This window comes from Seohaeicola sp. (assembly GCF_048006315.1).
Taxonomy (GTDB): Bacteria; Pseudomonadota; Alphaproteobacteria; order Rhodobacterales; family Rhodobacteraceae; genus Seohaeicola.
Genome location: NZ_CP180350.1, coordinates 1512086 through 1529782 on the forward strand (window position 1 = coordinate 1512086; position 17697 = coordinate 1529782).

The following is a 17697-nucleotide window of genomic DNA, read 5'->3' on the forward strand; positions in this document are numbered from 1 at the left end:
CGCACCTGTCAAGCGCGGCGGGCATATGCGCGGCATTGCCAGCCGCTGCAGCCCACCCTAGGCTTTGACCGAAGACCCAAGGAGGCCGGATTGCCCAAGATCGCCCGTATCGAGACCTTTCATACCGAATTCGTCTGTTTCGTCCGCATCACCGCCGATGATGGCGCATTCGGCTGGGGGCAGACCTCGACCTATAACGCCGACATCACGGCGCTGGTCCTGCATCGCCAGATCGTGCCCTGGGCGCTTGGCGCGGATTGCGAGGACATCGCGGGGCTGGTGCATCTGATCGAGCGGCGCGAGCATAAATATCCCGGCACCTATCGCTGCCGGGCGCTGGCCGGGCTGGATACGGCCCTGTGGGACATGGCGGGACGGCGGGCGGGCAAACCCGTCGCCAGCCTGATGGGCGGCGCACCCGGACGCATCCGCGCCTATGCCAGTTCGATGAAGCGCGACATCACGCCCGCCGATGAGGCCGAGCGCCTGACCCGGCTTTGCGCGGAACAGGGCTTTACCGCGGCCAAGTGGCGGATCGGCGCGGAATGCGGCGAGGATGTTGATGAATGGCCCGGTCGCACCGAAGAGATCATCCCGACAATGGCCCGCGCTCTTGGCGACGGGATCGACAAGCTGGTCGATGCGAATTCCGGCTTTTCGGTGCCGCGCGCCATCGCGGTGGGCCGGATGCTGCAGGATCACGGGATCGGCCACTATGAGGAACCCGTCCCCTACTGGGACCTCGAGGCGACGCGCGCCGTGACCCAGGCGCTTGTGGTCGATGTGACCGGCGGCGAACAGGACTGGGACCTGTCGACATGGGGCCGGATGATCGACATGCGCGCCTTGGATGTGGTGCAGCCCGACGTGATGTACCTGGGCGGCATGGCGCGGACCTTGCAGGTGGCGCGCATGGCCGAAGCGGCCGGACTGCCCTGCACACCGCATGCGGCCAACCTGTCACTTGTCACCATGTGCACCATGCATCTTCTGGCGGCGATCCCGAATGCGGGCAAATACCTCGAACTGTCGATCGAGGGGGACGACTATTACCCGTGGCAGCGCGACCTGTTCCTTGGACAGCCCTTTGCCGTGTCGGACGGGCATGTGACCGTCACCGACACACCCGGCTGGGGGCTGGAGATCAACCCCGCCTGGCTGGAGCGCGCGACCTATACCGAAGCCGCGCTGGACAGTTTCCGGCCCAGCGCCTACGGCGCGCTCTATCACAAGGCCAGCGGCACCTGACGCCCTAAAGCAGTGCCTTGGCCATCATCATGTGCACGCCCTTCTCGCGGTTGACGGTCTGCGTGATCCGCAGATCGCCCGCCAGCGAGCACAGCATGTAAGCCTCTTCGCGCGAGATGCCGGACCGCGCCGCCACCAGCGTGATCATCCGGCGCAATGCGATCTCGACGCAGCGGTCCAGATCGGCATGCATGCCCATGGTGATCAGATGGGTCGGGGTTTCCGCCTCGGGGTATGTCACGTCCATGTCGCGGCGGATCGTCAGGCGAAAGCGCCCCTGCAAGGCGGTTTCGATCGCGGTCACGCAGACCTCGCCGTCGCCTTGCGCGCCATGCCCGTCACCGCAGGAAAACAGCGCCCCTTCGGCGTGGACAGGCAGGTAAAGCGTGGTGCCCGCCACCAGTTCCTTGTTGTCCAGGTTGCCGCCATGGGCGCGCGGCTCGATCGTCGAGATCCGACCCCATGCGGCAGGCGGTGCCACGGCCATTACGCCAAAGAAGGGCGCAAGCGGCAGCTTCAGCCCCCAGGGCAGTGTCGCCTCGGACCGCGCGACGTCCAGCGGGACGGTCATGTGGTGATACTGCGGAAAATCCTGCGGCAGGGTGCCTGACAGGGGCCGGATGAAGGTATAGCCCCAGTTCTGGCGCAGCCGCACATCAAGGATATCCACCTGCAGCACGTCGCCCGGCATGGCGCCTTCCACGGCAACGGGCCCGGTCAGGATATGGCCCGGCACGGTTGGCACGCCGGCGGCATGGATTTCCAGCAATTCGGGCGGCACATCAAAGCCCGGCCCCGGCAGAACGTTCGGCCCGCCCGAGACGGTGTTGATGGTCACCTCGTCACCGCTTGCCACGGTGGCAACAGGCGGCAGATCGGCATTGAAGAAACCCCAATGGCAGGTCTTTGGTCCGGCGTTCACGATCATCGGAATTGTCCTTGCTGTTCCGGGTCTTCTCCCGTTGCAGCGGTTCTACGTGAGGCGGCGCGGAATTGGAAAGCGGAACTGCGCGGCCTGCGGCCGTTCCGGCGGCAATGGGCGAAAAACGGGCCAACCGGGCGTCAGGCGGTCAAATCCCGGCCAGATAGCCACTTAATTCTTGCGACTTCGGCACGGGACCGTGAAACTCGAGGGCATGACGACATCAATACCTCTCGTTGTCTTCACCGATCTTGACGGGACCTTGCTGGACCATGTCACCTATGATTGGGAACCGGCAAGACCGGCGCTTGCGGAACTGGCCCGGATCGGCGCGCCCGTCGTGCTGTCCAGCAGCAAGACCGCAGCGGAAATCGCGCAGTTGCAGGATCGCTTGGGCCTGACGGGTCATCTGGCCATTTGCGAGAACGGCTGCGGGCTGATCGGCGCGCGGCAAGGGGCAGGACCAGGCGATCATGCCGCGCTGCGCCGGGAGCTGGACCGCCTGCCCCCGGCCCTGAGGCAGGGCTTTCGCGGCTTCACCGACATGCCGATTGACGAGGTGATGGATCTGACGGGCCTGTCACGTGACGATGCGGCAAGGGCGAAGGCGCGTGATTTTTCCGAGCCGGGGCTCTGGCTGGGGGATGATGCCGGGCGCGCGGCCTTTGTCGCGGCCCTGGGCGCGCGCGGCGTGACCGCCCGGCAAGGCGGGCGTTTTCTGACCCTGTCCTTCGGCGGCAGCAAGGCAGACCGCATGGCCGAAGTGATCGCCCATTACCGACCGGCGCGGACAATCGCCCTGGGCGACGCCCCCAATGACATCGAGATGCTGGAGGCGGCCGATATCGGCGTGATCGTCGGCAATCCGCATCACAGCCCCCTGCCCCGCCTTCGGGGCGAGGATACAGGGCGGATCATCCGCACGGATCGGCCCGGCCCGGTGGGCTGGAACAGGGCCGTTCTGGCGCTACTCGACAGGCTTGGCCTGCAGAAGGATAGGCAAGGTCATGGTTGATTTTCATCAGAACGGGCACATCGCCACGCTGCACAATCTGCGGACGCGCGCCCTGCCGGACATGACCTACGAGCTGGAGACCTTCGCGCAGACCCGCAAGATGTCGCTGATCCTGCCCTGCCTTTATTCCGAGCTTGAGACGGAAGCGATGCCGCAGATCCTGTCCGAGCTGTCGCGCGTCACCTATCTGCACCGGATCATCATCGGCCTGGACCGGGCCGATGCCGCGCAGTTCCGCCATGCCCGCGATTTCTTTGCAGCCCTTGGCCAGAACCACGTGGTGATCTGGAACGACAGCCCCCGGATGCAAGAAATGGAGGCGCGGCTGGCCAGCATGGGTCTTGGCCCCGCCGAACCTGGCAAGGGCAAAAATGTCTGGACCTCGATCGGCTATCTGATCGGCTGCCAGGACAGTGCGGTCATGGCGATCCATGATTGCGATATCCTGACCTATACCAACGAACTGCTGGCGCGGCTGATCTATCCGGTCGCCAACCCGACCTTTCCGTTCCAGGTCGCCAAGGGGTATTATGCGCGCATCGGCCAGGACAAGCTGAACGGGCGGGTCACGCGGCTGCTGGTCAGCCCGCTGCTGATCGCGCTCAAGCGCGTGGTGGGGGATCGCGACTATCTCGATTACCTGCGCAGCTTCCGCTATCCGCTGTCGGGCGAATTCGCCATGCGCACCAATATCCTGCCCGACCTGCGCATTCCTTCGGACTGGGGGCTGGAAATCGGCGTGCTGTCCGAGGCCTGGCGCAACCTGGCACCCTCCGCCGTCTGCCAGGTCGAGATCGCGGATGCCTATGATCACAAGCACCAGACCCTCAGCCCCGAGGACGCGACAACCGGGCTGAACCGCATGTCCACCGATATATGCAAGGCGATCTTTCGCAAGCTGGCGGCGGATGGCACCGTCTTCACCAACAATGTCTTCCGCACCCTCAAGGCCACCTATTACCGCAGCGCGCTGGACCTGCTTGAGGCCTATCATTCGGACGCGAAGATGAACGGCCTGACGCTGGACCGGCACGGCGAGGAAGCCTCGATCGAACTGTTCGCCGAAAACATCATGCGCGCAGGTCAGACATTCCTCGAGAACCCGCACGAGACGCCGTTCATCCCGACATGGAACCGGATCCACGCGGCGGACCCTGACTTCCTGCGTGACCTTCAGACCGCCGTGGCCCGGGACGCGGAAGAGCATCAGTAGCGCAGATTGCTGATCCAGAGGCATTGATAGGGGGCCAGGACGATGTCCTGGTCATTGATCGCCGCCCCCGTCAGAAGATCGGTCCAGTCTTCATCTTCGATCAGGTTCAGGCGCATGATCGGCAGCGTCACCGTATCGGCGCTGACATTGTGCAGCGCAAAGATCGACTGCTGCCGGTCCAGGCTTTGCCGCCACAGGCCGAACAGCCGGTCATCGCCGGTATGGATGGTGAATTGCGTGGCATTGGGATGGAACGCGGCCTGCCGCCGCCGGATACGCAGGCGCACGCGCAGCCCTTCCAGAACCTGCGCCTGATCGGTGGCGGGGTCCGCCAGCCTGTCCTGCAGCGCGGGATAGTCCCAACGATGCCGATTGATCGCCCGGTTCATGCCCCGCTTCTCGACACTCTCGTGATCATTCGGGGTCGCCAGCATCGAATGGATATAGAAGGCGGGGATCCCTTCAAGCGACATCACGATGGTCTGCGAACACAGGAAACGGGCGATATGTTGATCATCCGGCCCTTCCAGCGTCTGGCGCATCGCGTCGAAGAAAGTGGTGTTCAATTCATAAGGCGCCTCGCCCCCGCCGGGCAGGGCGCGCATGGACACCAGCCCGCCGATCCGCTGCACGGTCTGGATCACCGCGGCCTGATCGGCGGCCGACAGCAACCCCTCGGCCGGGCGCATCCCGATCCCGTCATGGCTGGCGGTGAAATTCAGATAGGCGCAGCCCAGCGGCGCGGGCGGCATCCTGCGTTGCCATTCCACCAGATGCCTTGCCGATCCCGACATCATCGCATGCAGGATCAGCGGCGGCAGGGGGAAGTTGTAGATCACATGCGCCTCGTCGCCCTTGCCGAAATAGCTCAGGTTCTCGGCCTTGGGGACATTGGTCTCGGTCACCAGGATCACGGGTTCGACGGCGTAATCACACAGCAGCCGGATCAGTTTCACGATGGCATGGGTCTGCGGCAGATGGACCGAGGGCGATCCGACTTCTTTCCAGAGGAAAGCCACCGCATCCAGCCGGATGATCCGCACGCCATTGTCCAGATGCAGGCGGATGATCCGCAGGAATTCCAGCAAGACTTCGGGGTTGCGGAAATCCAGGTCGATCTGGTCATGGCTGAAAGTGCACCAGACATGGCGCAGGCCGTTCGCGGTCTCGACAGGCTGCAGCAGCGGCGTGGTGCGCGGGCGCACCACCATGCCCAGGTCATCCTCGGGCGAGGCCTCGAAGAAGAACCGGTCATGCGGTGGCTTGCCCTGCCGATAGGCGTTGAACCAGGGGCCCTGGCTGGACACGTGGTTCAGCACCAGGTCCGACATCAGGTTGAACGTCCCGGCGATGCGGTTGATGTCGGACCAGTCGCCCAACTGCGTGTTGACCGCGCGGAAATCGGTCACCGCGAACCCGTCATCCGAAGTATAGGGAAAGAACGGCAGCACATGCACGCCGTTGACCATGTCGCGCAGGTAGCGGTGCAGGAAATCGTTCAGCAGGTCCAGCGGCTTGTGGGATCCGTCCAGCAGCGAATTGCCATAGGTGATCAGCAGCACGTCGCCCTGCGACCACAGTCGGTTGTCCCTGGTCCGGGCCCTTTTGCGGCGATGCAGGCCATCGGGCCACAAGGCGGCCATGCACTGTCGCGCCAGATCGGCAGGATCATGATCCGGGTAGATGCGCGTCACCAATGCCGCCAGCGCGCGGTCGAATGAATGCGTGTCGGACTTCTTCGGGGCCTGTGTATCCATCAGGCCAACCAAGCACATCCCTGCGCCCCTGACAAATCTCTGCCGACCTCTTTGGCCCTGCGCCCGGACCATGGTGTGCACTGGCCCTCCGTTCCGATCATCTTTGCAGCAGACCTGCCCCTTTTGCGGTCAGAACCGTGCCGCCCGGCGCCGGTGGTGGCGGTCACTTCGTTCTTGTTGCCCAAGCGAAGGCCGTCCCCCTCCGGCAGAACGGCCAGGCTCTGCCGCATGCGGGCTGGACGGTTTGGGACACTGGATCAGGGGGCTTATTCGATCGCTGAATTGCCCACTGCGACAGGATTGGAAAATGACATTCACGATGCCTCGCCGCCCCGTGCTTCAGATAAATCATTGTATCAGTCGACGATTTTCACCTAGCGTTGCCATATGCATTTTGATGACGGCTGCCGGCGCGATGCATGTGCTCTCTTTCCGCAGTAGCCGCAGCAATCATGACATCTGCAGGTCGCGATACCATCGAAAGCGGCCCTCTACGCGATCATCAGTGCCATCGCTGCTCTTGTGGACCTGCATGTCCTGATCCTTTCGTGTCTGGAAACCGACAGTCCCCGTCGCCATGGTGCCCACTGGTGTAGCCTGGCATCCAGATATCGGACAGATCATCAGCTTTGCTGCGCGTTCAAAGTGTCTGATCCGACTTCGCGATGCAGAATGGTCCGTGTGACAGTAAGGTTGGCCGTCATCCCCTGTCGCTCCCCGACAGGTTATCTGCGCTGCGCTGTGACAAAAGCCGGGTTTGCAATGTGCCAAGTGGCGTGCACGTCCGCACTTGTTCGGCAGACAGTAGCGCTGTCATCGATTGCGCCGCGACAGCAAGATCAAGCGCACGGGCGAGCCCGGACAACTCCTGACAGATCCGGTCGGCGTCCTGCAAGTCCTGGGCCAAGGTGCGGACATGCGTGTCATCCGTCCGGACGCCATCAGGCTTGCCCGCAAAGTGGGACAGTAGCGCCCCCATCGACGTATCGAGCTTTTCAGCCGCAAGCGCAATCCGCGCAGCCTCCCTTGCGCAGGCTGCAAGCAGGTCGTGGACCGGGACAAGATCAGCGACCTCGTGTGTCGCGGTTGCCTCTTGCTGGCTTTCATCGATCACGATCACAGTGGACCTACCACCTTTTCGATGCAGACCTTGAGGCTGAGAGTGGAAAACGGCTTGGCGATGAAATTGTTCATCCCGAGGAAATGGCCTCGTTCGATCAGCGCGCGGTCCGCGCGCCCGGTCATCAGGATGAAGCCGATCCTCTGCGTCGAGCGGTTCAAGCGTAGCGCCTCGAGCAAAGCAATCCCATCCATTCCGGGCATGTTGTAGTCCGAGAGCACCAGATGCACCGGGGCCGCCGTCAGACGTTTCAGCGCCATCGCTCCGTCCTTCTCGTACTGGACATTGCGAATCCCGATCTCGAGAAGTGATTGCTCGACCAGTCCACGACTGATCGTCATGTCATCTACCACCATCAGTTGGAGCGAGTTCTTGAGCGACATGGTTTTCAGTTCCTTCCATCGTGCTGCAGTCCCGACAAAAGGTCGGTGTCTGTGATCGTTCGGCCCGATCGCCGGTATTCGGTCCAACCCACCGAGTCGAAGTAGGGCTCCAGCGCCACGTCGAGGCGTTCGGAATGGCCCAGAAAGAGCGTACCACCAGCCCGCAGGCGCGCCGCGAAACGCATGAGGAGCCTGCGGCGTGTTTCATCGTCGAAATAGATGAAGACGTTCCGGCAGAAGATCACGTCGAAGGATCCCTGGAAGGGCCAAGGCCCCAACAGGTTCAAGACTTCGAACCGGATCAGGTCACGCAGCGCGGGGACGGTGGCGAACCGCCCCGGCACCGAACCGTCCTCGATACAGTTTCGCAGTGCGAGCGGTGGCGCATCACCAAGCAGCCCGCGGTCATACTCCCCGCTGCGGGCCTGCTCGATCACCTTCGGATCGATATCCGTGGCAAGGATCAACACATCCTGGCGCGAGAAGTCGGGAATGGCGTCAAGCAGCGCCGCAGCAATGCTGCAGGCCTCCTGCCCGGTCGAACAGCCTGCCGACCAAAGCCGCACCCGGTTGCCGGACTTGGCGCGGGCCAGAAGGTCTGGCGCCATGCGCACCAGTGACTCGAAATGGTGCGGTTCCCTGTAGAAGCCTGTCACGTTCGTGGTAATCGCCGAGATCAGCGCCGAACGCTCTTCCTCACCCTCCGGAGAGGTGACGAGCCGGATATAGGCCGTAAAGCCGGGCAACATCAGCTGCCTCAACCTGCGCGTAAGGCGCGAAATCAGCATGCTGCGTTTGGTCTCGCCGATCACGATCCCGGTCTCTCGATGGATAAGTGCCGCGAGTGTCGCGAAATCGGTATCCGACAGCGACATGGTCGCTTCGCCCGACCAGCGCATTCTGGCGTCCTGCACGGGGGAGTTCACGCCAGAACCTCATGCTTCACCACAGTGCCAAAGTTCACGATGGCTGCCCTCCGGCAGATCGCGGCAGGATCTTGTCCATGTCCAGCTTGCGCAAGATCCGGCCATCATCATGCGTTATGAGGTTGGTGATGAAGGCGCGGGTGGGATCCGGTCCAACGTCAGGCACAGGCTTCACCGAGCCTTCATCTATGCCGAGGATATCCGAGACGACATCGGCGAGCAGGCCGACCGTCTGACTGTTCACGGATACGATGATCACAACATGCCGTGGCGTGGGCACCGTCTGGGGCAAGCCGAGGCGTGCCGCAAGATCGACCACTGCAACAACGGTTCCGCGCAAGTTGATCACGCCGGTTATATGGGGGGGCGAGTGAGGCAACACCGTCGTCGGCGACCAGCCGCGGATCTCGCGGACGACGTCGATACTCTGAAAACCTACCTCCGCAGAGCCAAAGACACTTTGAAAAAAGCGGTCGGCCGCGAGCCTCCTCGAGTGGTTCTGGAAAAGCGAAAACCTGAACCTTAATAGAGCTCGGGCTCTCTTCTACCTTTCCGACATGACCCGCAACAATCCCGTTGCGTCCTCTCGGAAAGGAACGAACATGGCAGAACGCATCCTGCGACGCCCCGAAGTTGAAGCTCGCACCGGGCTATCCCGGTCAACCATCTACTTGTGGATCCAGCAGGGCGAATTTCCTAAGCCCGTTGCTTTGGGCGCGCGGTTGGTGGGCTGGCGTGAAAGTGACGTAACCGCTTGGCTTGAAGCCCGCACCGAAAAGGTCGCGTGATATGAGCGATGAGAAAGAAATGACCCGGAGCCTGCTGGAACAGGAACCGGGCCGGGATAACCGCTATGCGACTGCGGTGGATAGCCCAACCGTAGCACAAGGCGAGGCAAGCGCAAACACTGCAACAAAATATCGCATCATGAAGTGGGATGCCGCTGTGATGGCGCTGACGGATCTGGCCCCCAAGGACGCCGCGCAGATCTGCGTGGCGGTGCTGGACGAAGCCGCCGCCGGAATGCCCGGTTTCGATCCTTGGGGCGATATCCGGGCCGATGCTGCTTTCTGGGCCGATGTTGCACATCCGGCAGAGTTGGAGATTTACGCTGCTGTGGCGATGGAGAAGCTAGGCCAGCGCGCCCTTGGCAAACAGATGCGCAAGCGTGTGTTCAAGGACTTGTGGCGCAGCTTCACCAAAACCGAGCGCACCGCCTTCCTACGCCATGTTCAGGGGAGGTCCGCGTAATGGACGCAAGCAACGAATGGGTCGACACGCCGCAAGTGGAGGAAGTGACCGCCGCAGCCGCACAGGCGGAGATCAAGCGTCTGGCCACACTGAACCTCGCTGAATACGAAGGGGAGCGTAGGGCCGCCGCGAAGCGTCTGGGCTGGCGTCCAACCTTTCTCGACGACGAGGTGAACAAGATCCGCGCCCGCCATACAGGCGGTAATGCGGATCAAGATACAGCAACGGCCATTGAGACGGTCGAGATCTGGCCGGATCCGGTTGACGGCGCATTCTTGGCCGAAGAAATCCGCCACCGCCTGAAAGCGCATGTTGTCTTTGGGGCGTGCGGGGATGCTGACTGCGCCACGCTTTGGATCATCGGTTCCTACCTCATGGACACTTGGCGCTTGTGGCCGCGCCTTCTGGTGACATCACCGACCAAGGCTTGCGGCAAGTCAACGCTGCTGGAGGTGATCGACGCGATGGCACACCGGGGCTTCATCGTCTCGAATGCCAGTCCGGCGGCGATCTTCCGGGCGATCGAGGCTTGGCAGCCGACGCTGCTGCTGGACGAAGCCGATACTTGGATGAAGCAAAACGAGGAGTTGGCAGGCGTCCTGAACAGCGGTCAGGCTCCCGCGCAAGCTCGCGGTTCTCGGGCGAGACCACATCCGTGTCGCGATGCGCCGTCACCCATTTGTTCAAGGTCGAAAGCCGACGCTCGAAACCATCCTCCAGATGGACCAAAGACCGGACATGCACTAACAATCAAACTGAACCAGTCAGATCAGGCTGCCCATCCCGAAAAGATGGGTTCTCAGAAAACTCCGTCAGGCGGTGCATATGAAGAAGGTGATCTTCGAATATTTCGGGAGCAACATGGCTGGCTATGACTGGAGATGGACCGTTACGCTCGAACGCCTAGAAGACAGCTCGTACACGCTCTCAGCTGAGCAGACCATTCTGGATCCGGAGGACGAAGACGAGCCGCTCGAGGTCGAACCGAAATCCGGGCTTCGACGCGGCGCCGATATCTATGACGCTTTTCTGGGCATCATCGGCGAGATCGGAGAGGAGAACGCGGCCGACTTCATCGATGACGTCGCAGATGAGATAAAGTCCATCGATCCTGTTGCGGCGGATCAATTTTTGCGCGGCGAGAAACTTCTTGAGAGGCGAAACCAGCGACAGATTAGGAATGAACGAGCCAGCACTGACGACCGACTGAAAAGATCTCAAGGTATCGTTGAGGAGTATCTTGCCGGCTTAAGCGACGTCGCAGATCATGTCGGTACACGAACAATATCGTCGCAGAGGGATCGGGTTCGAACGTATCTCGAAAGCAAGCTGGAGAGGAACGAACAACTCCCCGACAAGGAGTTCGCCATCGATTTGGTTCTGGGTTCATGGCGTAGCGCGGGGCCGACCGAGAATGATGCGCCGGACGGTTGGATCAAGGTTCCCTACCGTAGGGTTTCAATTCCCGGTGGGACTGGTGGTATTTGTCCCTTCTGCGGGTTCGAGATGCGTGCTCGACCTGCCACGGCAAGGTGGAAAGTCCAGTGCCGCTGCGGCGCGACCTTGGATTATCTTGGCACCGCGTGGCTGAAAAATTAGCGACATCCTCCTTCGTATCCGAAAAATCTAATTGTTAGATTTTCCTCGGTGAGCGCCATCGCAAGCATCCGGCGGGCCCCATCGCGCGCCAACTCTGCCAGCGGGTCGTCAAACGATTTCGGCTGAAGCAGGGGGATATCATCCTCTACATTTGGGAGAAGATTTCGAAGGTCTCGAGCCAGTCATCGGCTTGTTTTCGCGTTTCGAATGCGCGGGCGTACTCTAGGCGGATACCTCCTTGTCCTTCGGAGAAGCCCCAAAAAACGACGAACACCTGACCGTCATCACATTCAGCATTCCATCCGTGCAGACCTGTCCAACCGTCAATGTCTTGGTCTGCGATGTAACGCTTAAGTGCGAGTTTTTCGGCTTGGGACAATGAGGCACCTGCCTCAATTTCTGCTTGGCGACTTTCAGTGAAGCCTGAAAGCGCAGAATTCAGAATATCGAATGTTTCGTAGTCTTCTGCATACTCGACATATTCAGAAACTTGGTCATCTAGGACATCGAAAAACATTCCGAAACATGTGTCATCATACGCCTTCGCCTCAAAGTCTGGAAACTTCTGAATTACCCAAGCCTCTTGCTCAGCTTCAGACAACCCGAAAAATTCTCGTTTTTTCACCTTAGCCTTCTTTCTTCATACCTTTTGGATTGACCGACGGTGATAGGCATAGTTGAAAGCGCGGCAATCAATCGTTGCCATTTTGGATCTGGACTGCCCCCATCGAGTGGTCCGGTTAGATTGTTAGTGCATCGGTAGGCCGCTGGTCAATTGGGGCGATGCTCTCGGGCGCTGGTGGACGGTATCCCAGCGCACTGTGTGGCCTGACGGTGTTGTAGTGGCGGCGCCACCTTTCGATCAGGATCTCTGCCTCCCTGAGTGACTAGAAAACCTCGCCATTCAGCAGTTCATCCCGGAACCGTGCGTTGAAGCTCTCGCAATAGCCGTTCTCCCAAGGTGACCCTAGTGCCATGAAAGCCGTCTTGGCACCGACCGCTCCGCTTCAGGCCCGCACCTTCTTGGCGATGAACTCAGCGCCATAGCACATCGGGAAGAAGGGCTGCTGGTAGGTTATGGCAACCTGCGCAGCCACTAAATTGCGCAGCGGGTGCTGACGTCAGACAATCTGCATTCAGTGACGGTGTTTCTCTATGCGGCTGCGTTTCCCTATCTGCCGCCTGCCCGCGAAGCTGACCCGCCCGACAGAAGCAAAAGCAGCAATGCTGGAGTTTTGGCTTTTCCCCCATATTCCGGGGCAGTCCACGTCAAAGTGGGGGATATAGCGGGGGACACAAAAACATCTTTTTGTTTAAAAACAATAGCTTGATAGGGTAAAGTGGCGGAGACGATGGGATTCGAACCCACGAGACCCTTTCGGGCCTACTCCCTTAGCAGGGGAGCGCCTTCGACCACTCGGCCACATCTCCGCGGATGGGTTTATCCATCACACGAGCGGGGGACAAGGGGAAAATAGGCGCAAACGCACATCTCGAAGGCTGGCCGCCTTGCCGGGTATCGCGGCCCGATGGACCGCCCCGGACCTGCGGGCGGGGGCCGATTGTCGGCTTGCGGGCACAGTCCGGCCTGGAAAGCGGCGGGCGGGGCGCGCGGGCATGGACATGATCACGGGTTTGACCTAGTCAGGTGGGGTGTGGTGTGTGAACAGGGATGGTCCTATGAAGCCTGCGAAATCCGGCTGTCGCATGATCGGCAGAGCGCTGCTTCGCAAGCGTCCGCCAGCATGCCACGGCCCCGTGGCACTGGTGTTTTGCCTCGCCCTCGCGCAGCCCCTGCAGGCGCAGGACCTGACGGGGCTTGCGCTTTCCGGCAACTCCCGCGACATCCCCGGCTTCAACCTCAACGGCGCGCCGGGCCTGATCGAGATGCCCAGCGCCGCGATGGCGCCGGATGCCACATTGTCGGGCAGCCTGTCGCGGATCGGGGGGATCACGCGCAGCACGATAACCTTTCAGATCACGCCGCGCCTGTCGGGCAGCTTCCGCTACGCCGCCCTTGACGGGCTGACCCGGCTGGGGGGGCAACCCCTGCCCGGCCTTGACGGTCAGACCTATTACGACCGCAGCTTCGATCTGCGCTACCAGGTCCTGCGCGAAGGGCGCTATCGTCCGGCCGTCACCATCGGCTTGCAGGATTTCGCCGGCACCTCGCTTTACGGGGCCGAATATATCGTGGCCAGCAAAAGCCTGACGCCGCAGTTGCGCGTCACAGGCGGTCTGGGCTGGGGGCGCCTTGGCACCCGGAACCCGTTCGCCAGCACGGGCGCACGGCCCACCGACTTGCTGGAACAGGGCGGCGTGCCCAGCTATGACCGCTGGTTTCGTGGCGACATGGCCGCTTTTGGCGGGGTGGAATGGGCAGTGAACGACCGGCTGACCCTGAAGGCGGAATATTCATCCGACGCCTTTTCGGAAGAGGTGTCGAACGGTCTGCTCTCGTCCAAGACAGCCTGGAACATCGGCGTGGATTACCGGATCGCCGAGGGGGTGCAGGCCTCTGTGGTGGCGTTGCAAGGCACGACCATCGGCGCGCAAATCACTTTGCACACCAATCCGCGCAGCACAGGCGTACCGGGCGGCACCGAAACGGCCCCTGCGCCGGTCTACCGCCGCACCGCGCCGGAACGGCGGGATCTTGGCTGGCAGCAGGACAGCGGGCAGAAGGACAGCCTGCCCGCACAACTGGCCCAGGCGCTGAACCGCGAGCGCCTTGTCATGGATGGACTGACGCTATCGGCCGATCGCGCCACCCTGCGACTGGTCAACCCTGTCTATGCCTCGGAACCCCAGGCCATCGGGCGCAGCGCGCGTATCATGTCGCGCATCCTGCCCGGATCGATCGAGACTTTCGTGATCGTGCCCGTGGTCAATGGCATGGCCATGTCGGCCATCACCCTGCGGCGCAGTGACCTGGAAAACCTTGAGAACGCACCCGCCTCTGCCCTGCTGGATGTCACGCGGATCACGGCAGCCCCGGATACGGCCCGTGACCCGGCGCAGGGAACCACCCCGGCCCTGACATGGTCATTCGGGCCGAACCTGCGCTACAGCCTGTTCGACCCGGACAGCCCGGTGCGCGCAGATCTTCTGGCCACGGCGCGGGCGGATCTGCGCCTCGCCCCCGGCCTGATCCTGTCCGGCACCGCATCCAAACGCCTGGCGGGCAATCTGGACAGCATCGGCCGGCGTGATGCCTCGGCCCTGCCCCGTGTCCGGACCGACTATGCGCTTTATGCCCGCGAGGGTGACCCGTCGATCGACCATCTGACACTGACACATTACATGCGACCGGGGCGCGATCTCTATGCGCGGGTGTCGGCGGGCTATCTGGAACAGATGTATGCGGGCCTCTCGGCCGAACTTCTGTGGAAACCCGTGGACAGCCGTCTTGCGCTGGGTATCGAGGTGAACCAGGTCCGGCAGCGCGATTTCAACCAGCTTTTCGGCCTGCGCGACTACGAGGTGACGACGGGCCATGTCTCGGCCTATTACGATCTGGGCCAGGGCTTCCACGGCCAGCTGGATATCGGCCGCTACCTGGCCGGGGATGTCGGGGCGACCTTCAGCCTCGATCGGGAATTCGCGAATGGCTGGCGTCTGGGCGTGTTCGCGACCTTGACCGATGTCTCGCCCGAAGACTTCGGCGAAGGATCCTTCGACAAGGGGTTCCGGATCACCGTGCCCATTGGTCACGTGTTGGGGCAACCGTCGCGGCGACAGGGCAACCTGACGGTTCGCCCGCTGACACGTGACGGTGGTGCGCGCCTGGATCTGCGGGATCGGCTTTATGAACAGGTGCGCGACTACCACCGGCCGGAGCTGGAAAAGAAATGGGGGCGTGTCTGGAGATGAGGATGGCGGATCTCTTGCCGAACCGGTCCACTGCAGCGCGACTGCTGGCCGCAGCGTTGGTGGCCACGCAACTGGCAGGGTGCAGCAATGACCCGACCCGGATCAACTATGGCGCGCTGTCCAAGGGTGTCGCCGCCCAACTGGGCGTGGCCCTGCCGTTCGGAGGGTCTGCCCCCGCGCTGTCGCAGGGTCTTGCCGATCCGGCCCTGGTCCTTGCGCAGACAAACGCGCCCGTGACGCTGGCGCAACCCATGAACGGAACCGCGCCCTTCTACATGGTCGGCGTGCGCGACAACGGCCCCTGGCGCACCTATGCGACAGGCACCCGCCAGACGCTGGTCCTGCGGCAAGGGCTTGTGACGGCCACACGCGGGCTGGGGCGTGATCTGATGGCATCCGAGGTCGACCAAACACTGGCGCTGCTGCGATCCGGCAAGCCTGGCCAGGCCAGGCGCGTCATGCAGGTACTGGATGGCGAGGACATCACGCGCGAGATCGCGCTGGACTGCACCCTTGCCGTTGGGGGGCAAACCCGGACGGCAACCGGACTGACGGGGCGCGCCATGACCGAAGACTGCGCAGCGGGCGATCTGCGGTTTCGCAACAGCTATGTCATCGACGCGGCGGGGATGGTGATCCAGTCCCGGCAATGGCTGCCCACGCTGGTCGGACCGTTGTCACTTCAGGTGCTCCGCCCCTGAGACGCCGCCGTTCTCGGGCCGATCGAACAAAAAAGGCACCCAATGGGTGCCTTTTTCTGTTTTCCGCGATCCGGTCGGGATCAGTTCGTGCCGGTGCCGCTGCTGGCCCCTGCCACGGTGACGGTCACCAGGCCCAGCGTGGCCAATGTCACGACCGTCGTAACCGACGCACCGCCAAGAATGCCACCGGCAATCGGCGCGCCCTGCGAGGACAGGATGGTCAGATCATCAGCGGGGTTTGCATCATTCGCCAGAACCGGCGTAACCGATGCAGCGGCGATTGCGGCTGCGAGGGCAATTTTTTTCATAACATTCTCCAACATTGAACCAAACAAAAAGGCTTCGCCTCTGCGTCAGGGTTACTACAAAGTTACCCTTCGCGGAAGGTGGCATCTCCCTGCTTTCGGCATTTATGTCGAAAAATCTGTACTATTGATTAAAATTGCCACGAAACAGCCTGCGCACCCGTCGCGATCCATGCCTTTTCGTCACCCTGCCGGCCCAGGTTCACCACGAAAGCTCACATCTGTCGGCAGGGCGATGGATCAGGTGTTGAACAGGAAATGCAGCACATCGCCATCCTTGACGACATAGCCTTTGCCTTCCGATCGCATCTTGCCCGCTTCCTTGGCCGGCTGCTCGCCGCCCAGCGTCACGAAATCATCATAGGCGATGGTTTCCGCGCGGATAAATCCACGCTCGAAATCACCGTGGATCACGCCCGCGGCCTGTGGCGCGGCGGTGCCCTGACGGATCGTCCAGGCGCGCGCTTCCTTGGGGCCGACAGTGAAATAGGTCTCAAGGTGCAGCAGCGCGTAGCCTGCGCGAATCAAACGGTCCAGACCAGGTTCTTCCAGACCCATTTCGGACAGGAACATCTGGGCTTCTTCTTCGTCCAGCTGGCTGATCTCTTCTTCGATCCGTGCGGAAATCACGACATGCGAATTGCCTTGTGCCGCCGCCATCTCGGCCACGCGGGCCGACAATGCATTGCCTGTGCCCGCGTCTTCCTCGGCCACGTTGCACACGTAAAGCACCGGTTTGGTGGTCAGCAGCTGCAGCATCCGCCAGGCCTTTGCATCCTCGGCATCGACCTGAACAGTGCGCGCAGGCTTGCCCGCCTCAAGCGCGGCCAGGGCCTTGCGCAGCAGCGTGTCCTGCTGCACGGCATCCTTGTCACCACCCTTGATCTTGCGCACCAGCCCCTGAAGCCGCTTCTCGATGCTTTCCATATCGGCCAGCATCAGCTCCATCTCGATGGTTTCGGCATCGCTGACAGGGTCAACACGGCCTTCGACATGGGTGATGTCATCGTCTTCGAAACACCGCAAAACATGGGCGATAGCATCGCATTCGCGGATATTGGCCAGGAACTGGTTGCCCAGGCCTTCACCCTTCGATGCGCCTTTCACAAGGCCTGCGATATCGACAAAGGTCATCCGCGTCGGGATGATCTGCTTGGATCCCGCAATCTTCGCCAGGGTATCCAGCCGATGATCCGGCACGGCGACTTCGCCCACGTTCGGCTCGATCGTGCAGAACGGGAAATTCGCCGCCTGCGCCGCCGCTGTCCGGGTCAGCGCATTGAACAGCGTCGACTTGCCCACGTTGGGCAGTCCCACGATTCCCATCTTGAAACCCATCTGCGGCCTCCTTGTCTGCAACGCTCCGCTCTTAAGCCGGGGCGGC

18 protein-coding genes, 1 tRNA gene and 1 pseudogene are annotated in these 17697 nt (G+C 61.9%); 9 read left to right on the plus strand and 11 right to left on the minus strand.

Annotated features, from left to right (window positions below; translation table 11 throughout):
• Positions 1 to 90: 90 nt before the first annotated feature.
• Complete coding sequence (locus ACMUJL_RS07610) at positions 91 to 1248, plus strand: mandelate racemase/muconate lactonizing enzyme family protein (RefSeq protein WP_375569223.1); 1158 nt, start codon at positions 91 to 93, stop codon at positions 1246 to 1248.
• Between the two features lie 4 nt (positions 1249 to 1252).
• Here the strand turns inward: ACMUJL_RS07610 and ACMUJL_RS07615 are convergent, their stop codons facing one another.
• Positions 1253 to 2176: an acetamidase/formamidase family protein gene (locus ACMUJL_RS07615; protein ID WP_068287179.1), complete on the minus strand. Its 924-nt coding sequence runs from the start codon at positions 2174 to 2176 to the stop codon at positions 1253 to 1255.
• 208 nt (positions 2177 to 2384) lie between these two features.
• Between ACMUJL_RS07615 and ACMUJL_RS07620 the strand changes: the two genes are divergently transcribed.
• Together ACMUJL_RS07620 and ACMUJL_RS07625 are read left to right on the plus strand one after the other, a co-directional pair.
• A complete protein-coding gene (locus ACMUJL_RS07620; RefSeq protein ID WP_375569220.1) occupies positions 2385 to 3185 on the plus strand; it encodes an HAD-IIB family hydrolase in 801 nt (266 codons plus the stop codon).
• A complete protein-coding gene (locus tag ACMUJL_RS07625) occupies positions 3178 to 4398 on the plus strand; it encodes a glycosyl transferase (protein WP_068287172.1) in 1221 nt (406 codons plus the stop codon). The genes ACMUJL_RS07620 and ACMUJL_RS07625 overlap by 8 nt, the downstream gene beginning before the upstream one ends.
• Here the strand turns inward: ACMUJL_RS07625 and ACMUJL_RS07630 are convergent.
• The 5 genes from ACMUJL_RS07630 to ACMUJL_RS07650 all read right to left on the minus strand — a co-directional run bounded on the left by ACMUJL_RS07630 (position 4392) and on the right by ACMUJL_RS07650 (position 9008).
• Complete coding sequence (locus ACMUJL_RS07630) at positions 4392 to 6155, minus strand: sugar phosphorylase (protein WP_375569218.1); 1764 nt, start codon at positions 6153 to 6155, stop codon at positions 4392 to 4394. The two genes, ACMUJL_RS07625 and ACMUJL_RS07630, sit on opposite strands and share 7 nt — an antisense overlap.
• Positions 6156 to 6855: 700 nt before the next feature.
• On the minus strand, positions 6856 to 7275 hold the full coding sequence (locus ACMUJL_RS07635) for a hypothetical protein (protein WP_375569216.1): 420 nt from the start codon (positions 7273 to 7275) through the stop codon (positions 6856 to 6858).
• Positions 7272 to 7658, minus strand: a complete 387-nt coding sequence (locus ACMUJL_RS07640; RefSeq protein WP_068287166.1) for a response regulator — start codon at positions 7656 to 7658, stop codon at positions 7272 to 7274. Before ACMUJL_RS07640 ends, ACMUJL_RS07635 begins: the two co-directional genes overlap by 4 nt.
• A gap of 5 nt (positions 7659 to 7663) precedes the next feature.
• Positions 7664 to 8557: a CheR family methyltransferase gene (locus ACMUJL_RS07645; RefSeq protein WP_416914212.1), complete on the minus strand. Its 894-nt coding sequence runs from the start codon at positions 8555 to 8557 to the stop codon at positions 7664 to 7666.
• A gap of 61 nt (positions 8558 to 8618) precedes the next feature.
• A complete protein-coding gene (locus tag ACMUJL_RS07650; RefSeq protein WP_375573979.1) occupies positions 8619 to 9008 on the minus strand; it encodes a chemotaxis protein CheW in 390 nt (129 codons plus the stop codon).
• A 178-nt stretch (positions 9009 to 9186) separates the two neighbouring features.
• Between ACMUJL_RS07650 and ACMUJL_RS07655 the strand changes: the two genes are divergently transcribed.
• Genes ACMUJL_RS07655 through ACMUJL_RS07670 form a run of 4 tightly spaced genes read left to right on the plus strand, consistent with a single transcriptional unit; the run spans position 9187 to position 11434 of the window.
• Positions 9187 to 9372 (plus strand): helix-turn-helix transcriptional regulator, encoded by a 186-nt coding sequence (locus ACMUJL_RS07655; protein WP_375569211.1) that lies wholly within the window; start codon positions 9187 to 9189, stop codon positions 9370 to 9372.
• A gap of 1 nt (position 9373) precedes the next feature.
• The gene (locus ACMUJL_RS07660) at positions 9374 to 9835 is read left to right on the plus strand and encodes a hypothetical protein (RefSeq protein ID WP_375569209.1); all 462 of its coding nucleotides are present in this window, start codon (positions 9374 to 9376) and stop codon (positions 9833 to 9835) included.
• Positions 9835 to 10710 (plus strand): hypothetical protein, encoded by an 876-nt coding sequence (locus ACMUJL_RS07665; protein WP_375574052.1) that lies wholly within the window; start codon positions 9835 to 9837, stop codon positions 10708 to 10710. The genes ACMUJL_RS07660 and ACMUJL_RS07665 overlap by 1 nt, the downstream gene beginning before the upstream one ends.
• Positions 10661 to 11434 (plus strand): hypothetical protein, encoded by a 774-nt coding sequence (locus tag ACMUJL_RS07670; protein ID WP_375569207.1) that lies wholly within the window; start codon positions 10661 to 10663, stop codon positions 11432 to 11434. Before ACMUJL_RS07665 ends, ACMUJL_RS07670 begins: the two co-directional genes overlap by 50 nt.
• Positions 11435 to 11579: 145 nt before the next feature.
• On the opposite strand, the gene ACMUJL_RS07675 is transcribed toward ACMUJL_RS07670, so the two are convergent.
• The 3 genes and pseudogenes from ACMUJL_RS07675 to ACMUJL_RS07685 all read right to left on the minus strand — a co-directional run bounded on the left by ACMUJL_RS07675 (position 11580) and on the right by ACMUJL_RS07685 (position 12865).
• Positions 11580 to 12059, minus strand: a complete 480-nt coding sequence (locus ACMUJL_RS07675; RefSeq protein ID WP_375569205.1) for a hypothetical protein — start codon at positions 12057 to 12059, stop codon at positions 11580 to 11582.
• A 115-nt stretch (positions 12060 to 12174) separates the two neighbouring features.
• Positions 12175 to 12477: pseudogene (locus ACMUJL_RS07680) on the minus strand (integrase core domain-containing protein); the annotation flags it as partial.
• A 298-nt stretch (positions 12478 to 12775) separates the two neighbouring features.
• Positions 12776 to 12865: transfer RNA gene (locus ACMUJL_RS07685), tRNA-Ser, on the minus strand.
• A 327-nt stretch (positions 12866 to 13192) separates the two neighbouring features.
• On the opposite strand from ACMUJL_RS07685, the gene ACMUJL_RS07690 reads away from it, so the two are divergent.
• Positions 13193 to 15307: a YjbH domain-containing protein gene (locus ACMUJL_RS07690; RefSeq protein WP_416914213.1), complete on the plus strand. Its 2115-nt coding sequence runs from the start codon at positions 13193 to 13195 to the stop codon at positions 15305 to 15307.
• Positions 15308 to 15309: 2 nt separating this feature from the next.
• Positions 15310 to 16008, plus strand: coding sequence for a YjbF family lipoprotein (locus tag ACMUJL_RS07695; protein ID WP_375569201.1), 699 nt, complete (start codon positions 15310 to 15312; stop codon positions 16006 to 16008).
• Positions 16009 to 16088: 80 nt separating this feature from the next.
• Here ACMUJL_RS07695 and ACMUJL_RS07700 read toward each other — a convergent pair whose 3' ends face one another.
• Positions 16089 to 16316 carry a hypothetical protein gene (locus ACMUJL_RS07700; RefSeq protein WP_375569199.1) on the minus strand — a complete coding sequence of 76 codons (228 nt, stop codon included), beginning with the start codon at positions 16314 to 16316 and terminating at the stop codon, positions 16089 to 16091.
• 237 nt (positions 16317 to 16553) lie between these two features.
• The gene (gene ychF, locus ACMUJL_RS07705) at positions 16554 to 17651 is read right to left on the minus strand and encodes a redox-regulated ATPase YchF (RefSeq protein WP_068288692.1); all 1098 of its coding nucleotides are present in this window, start codon (positions 17649 to 17651) and stop codon (positions 16554 to 16556) included.
• Positions 17652 to 17697 lie beyond the last annotated feature (46 nt).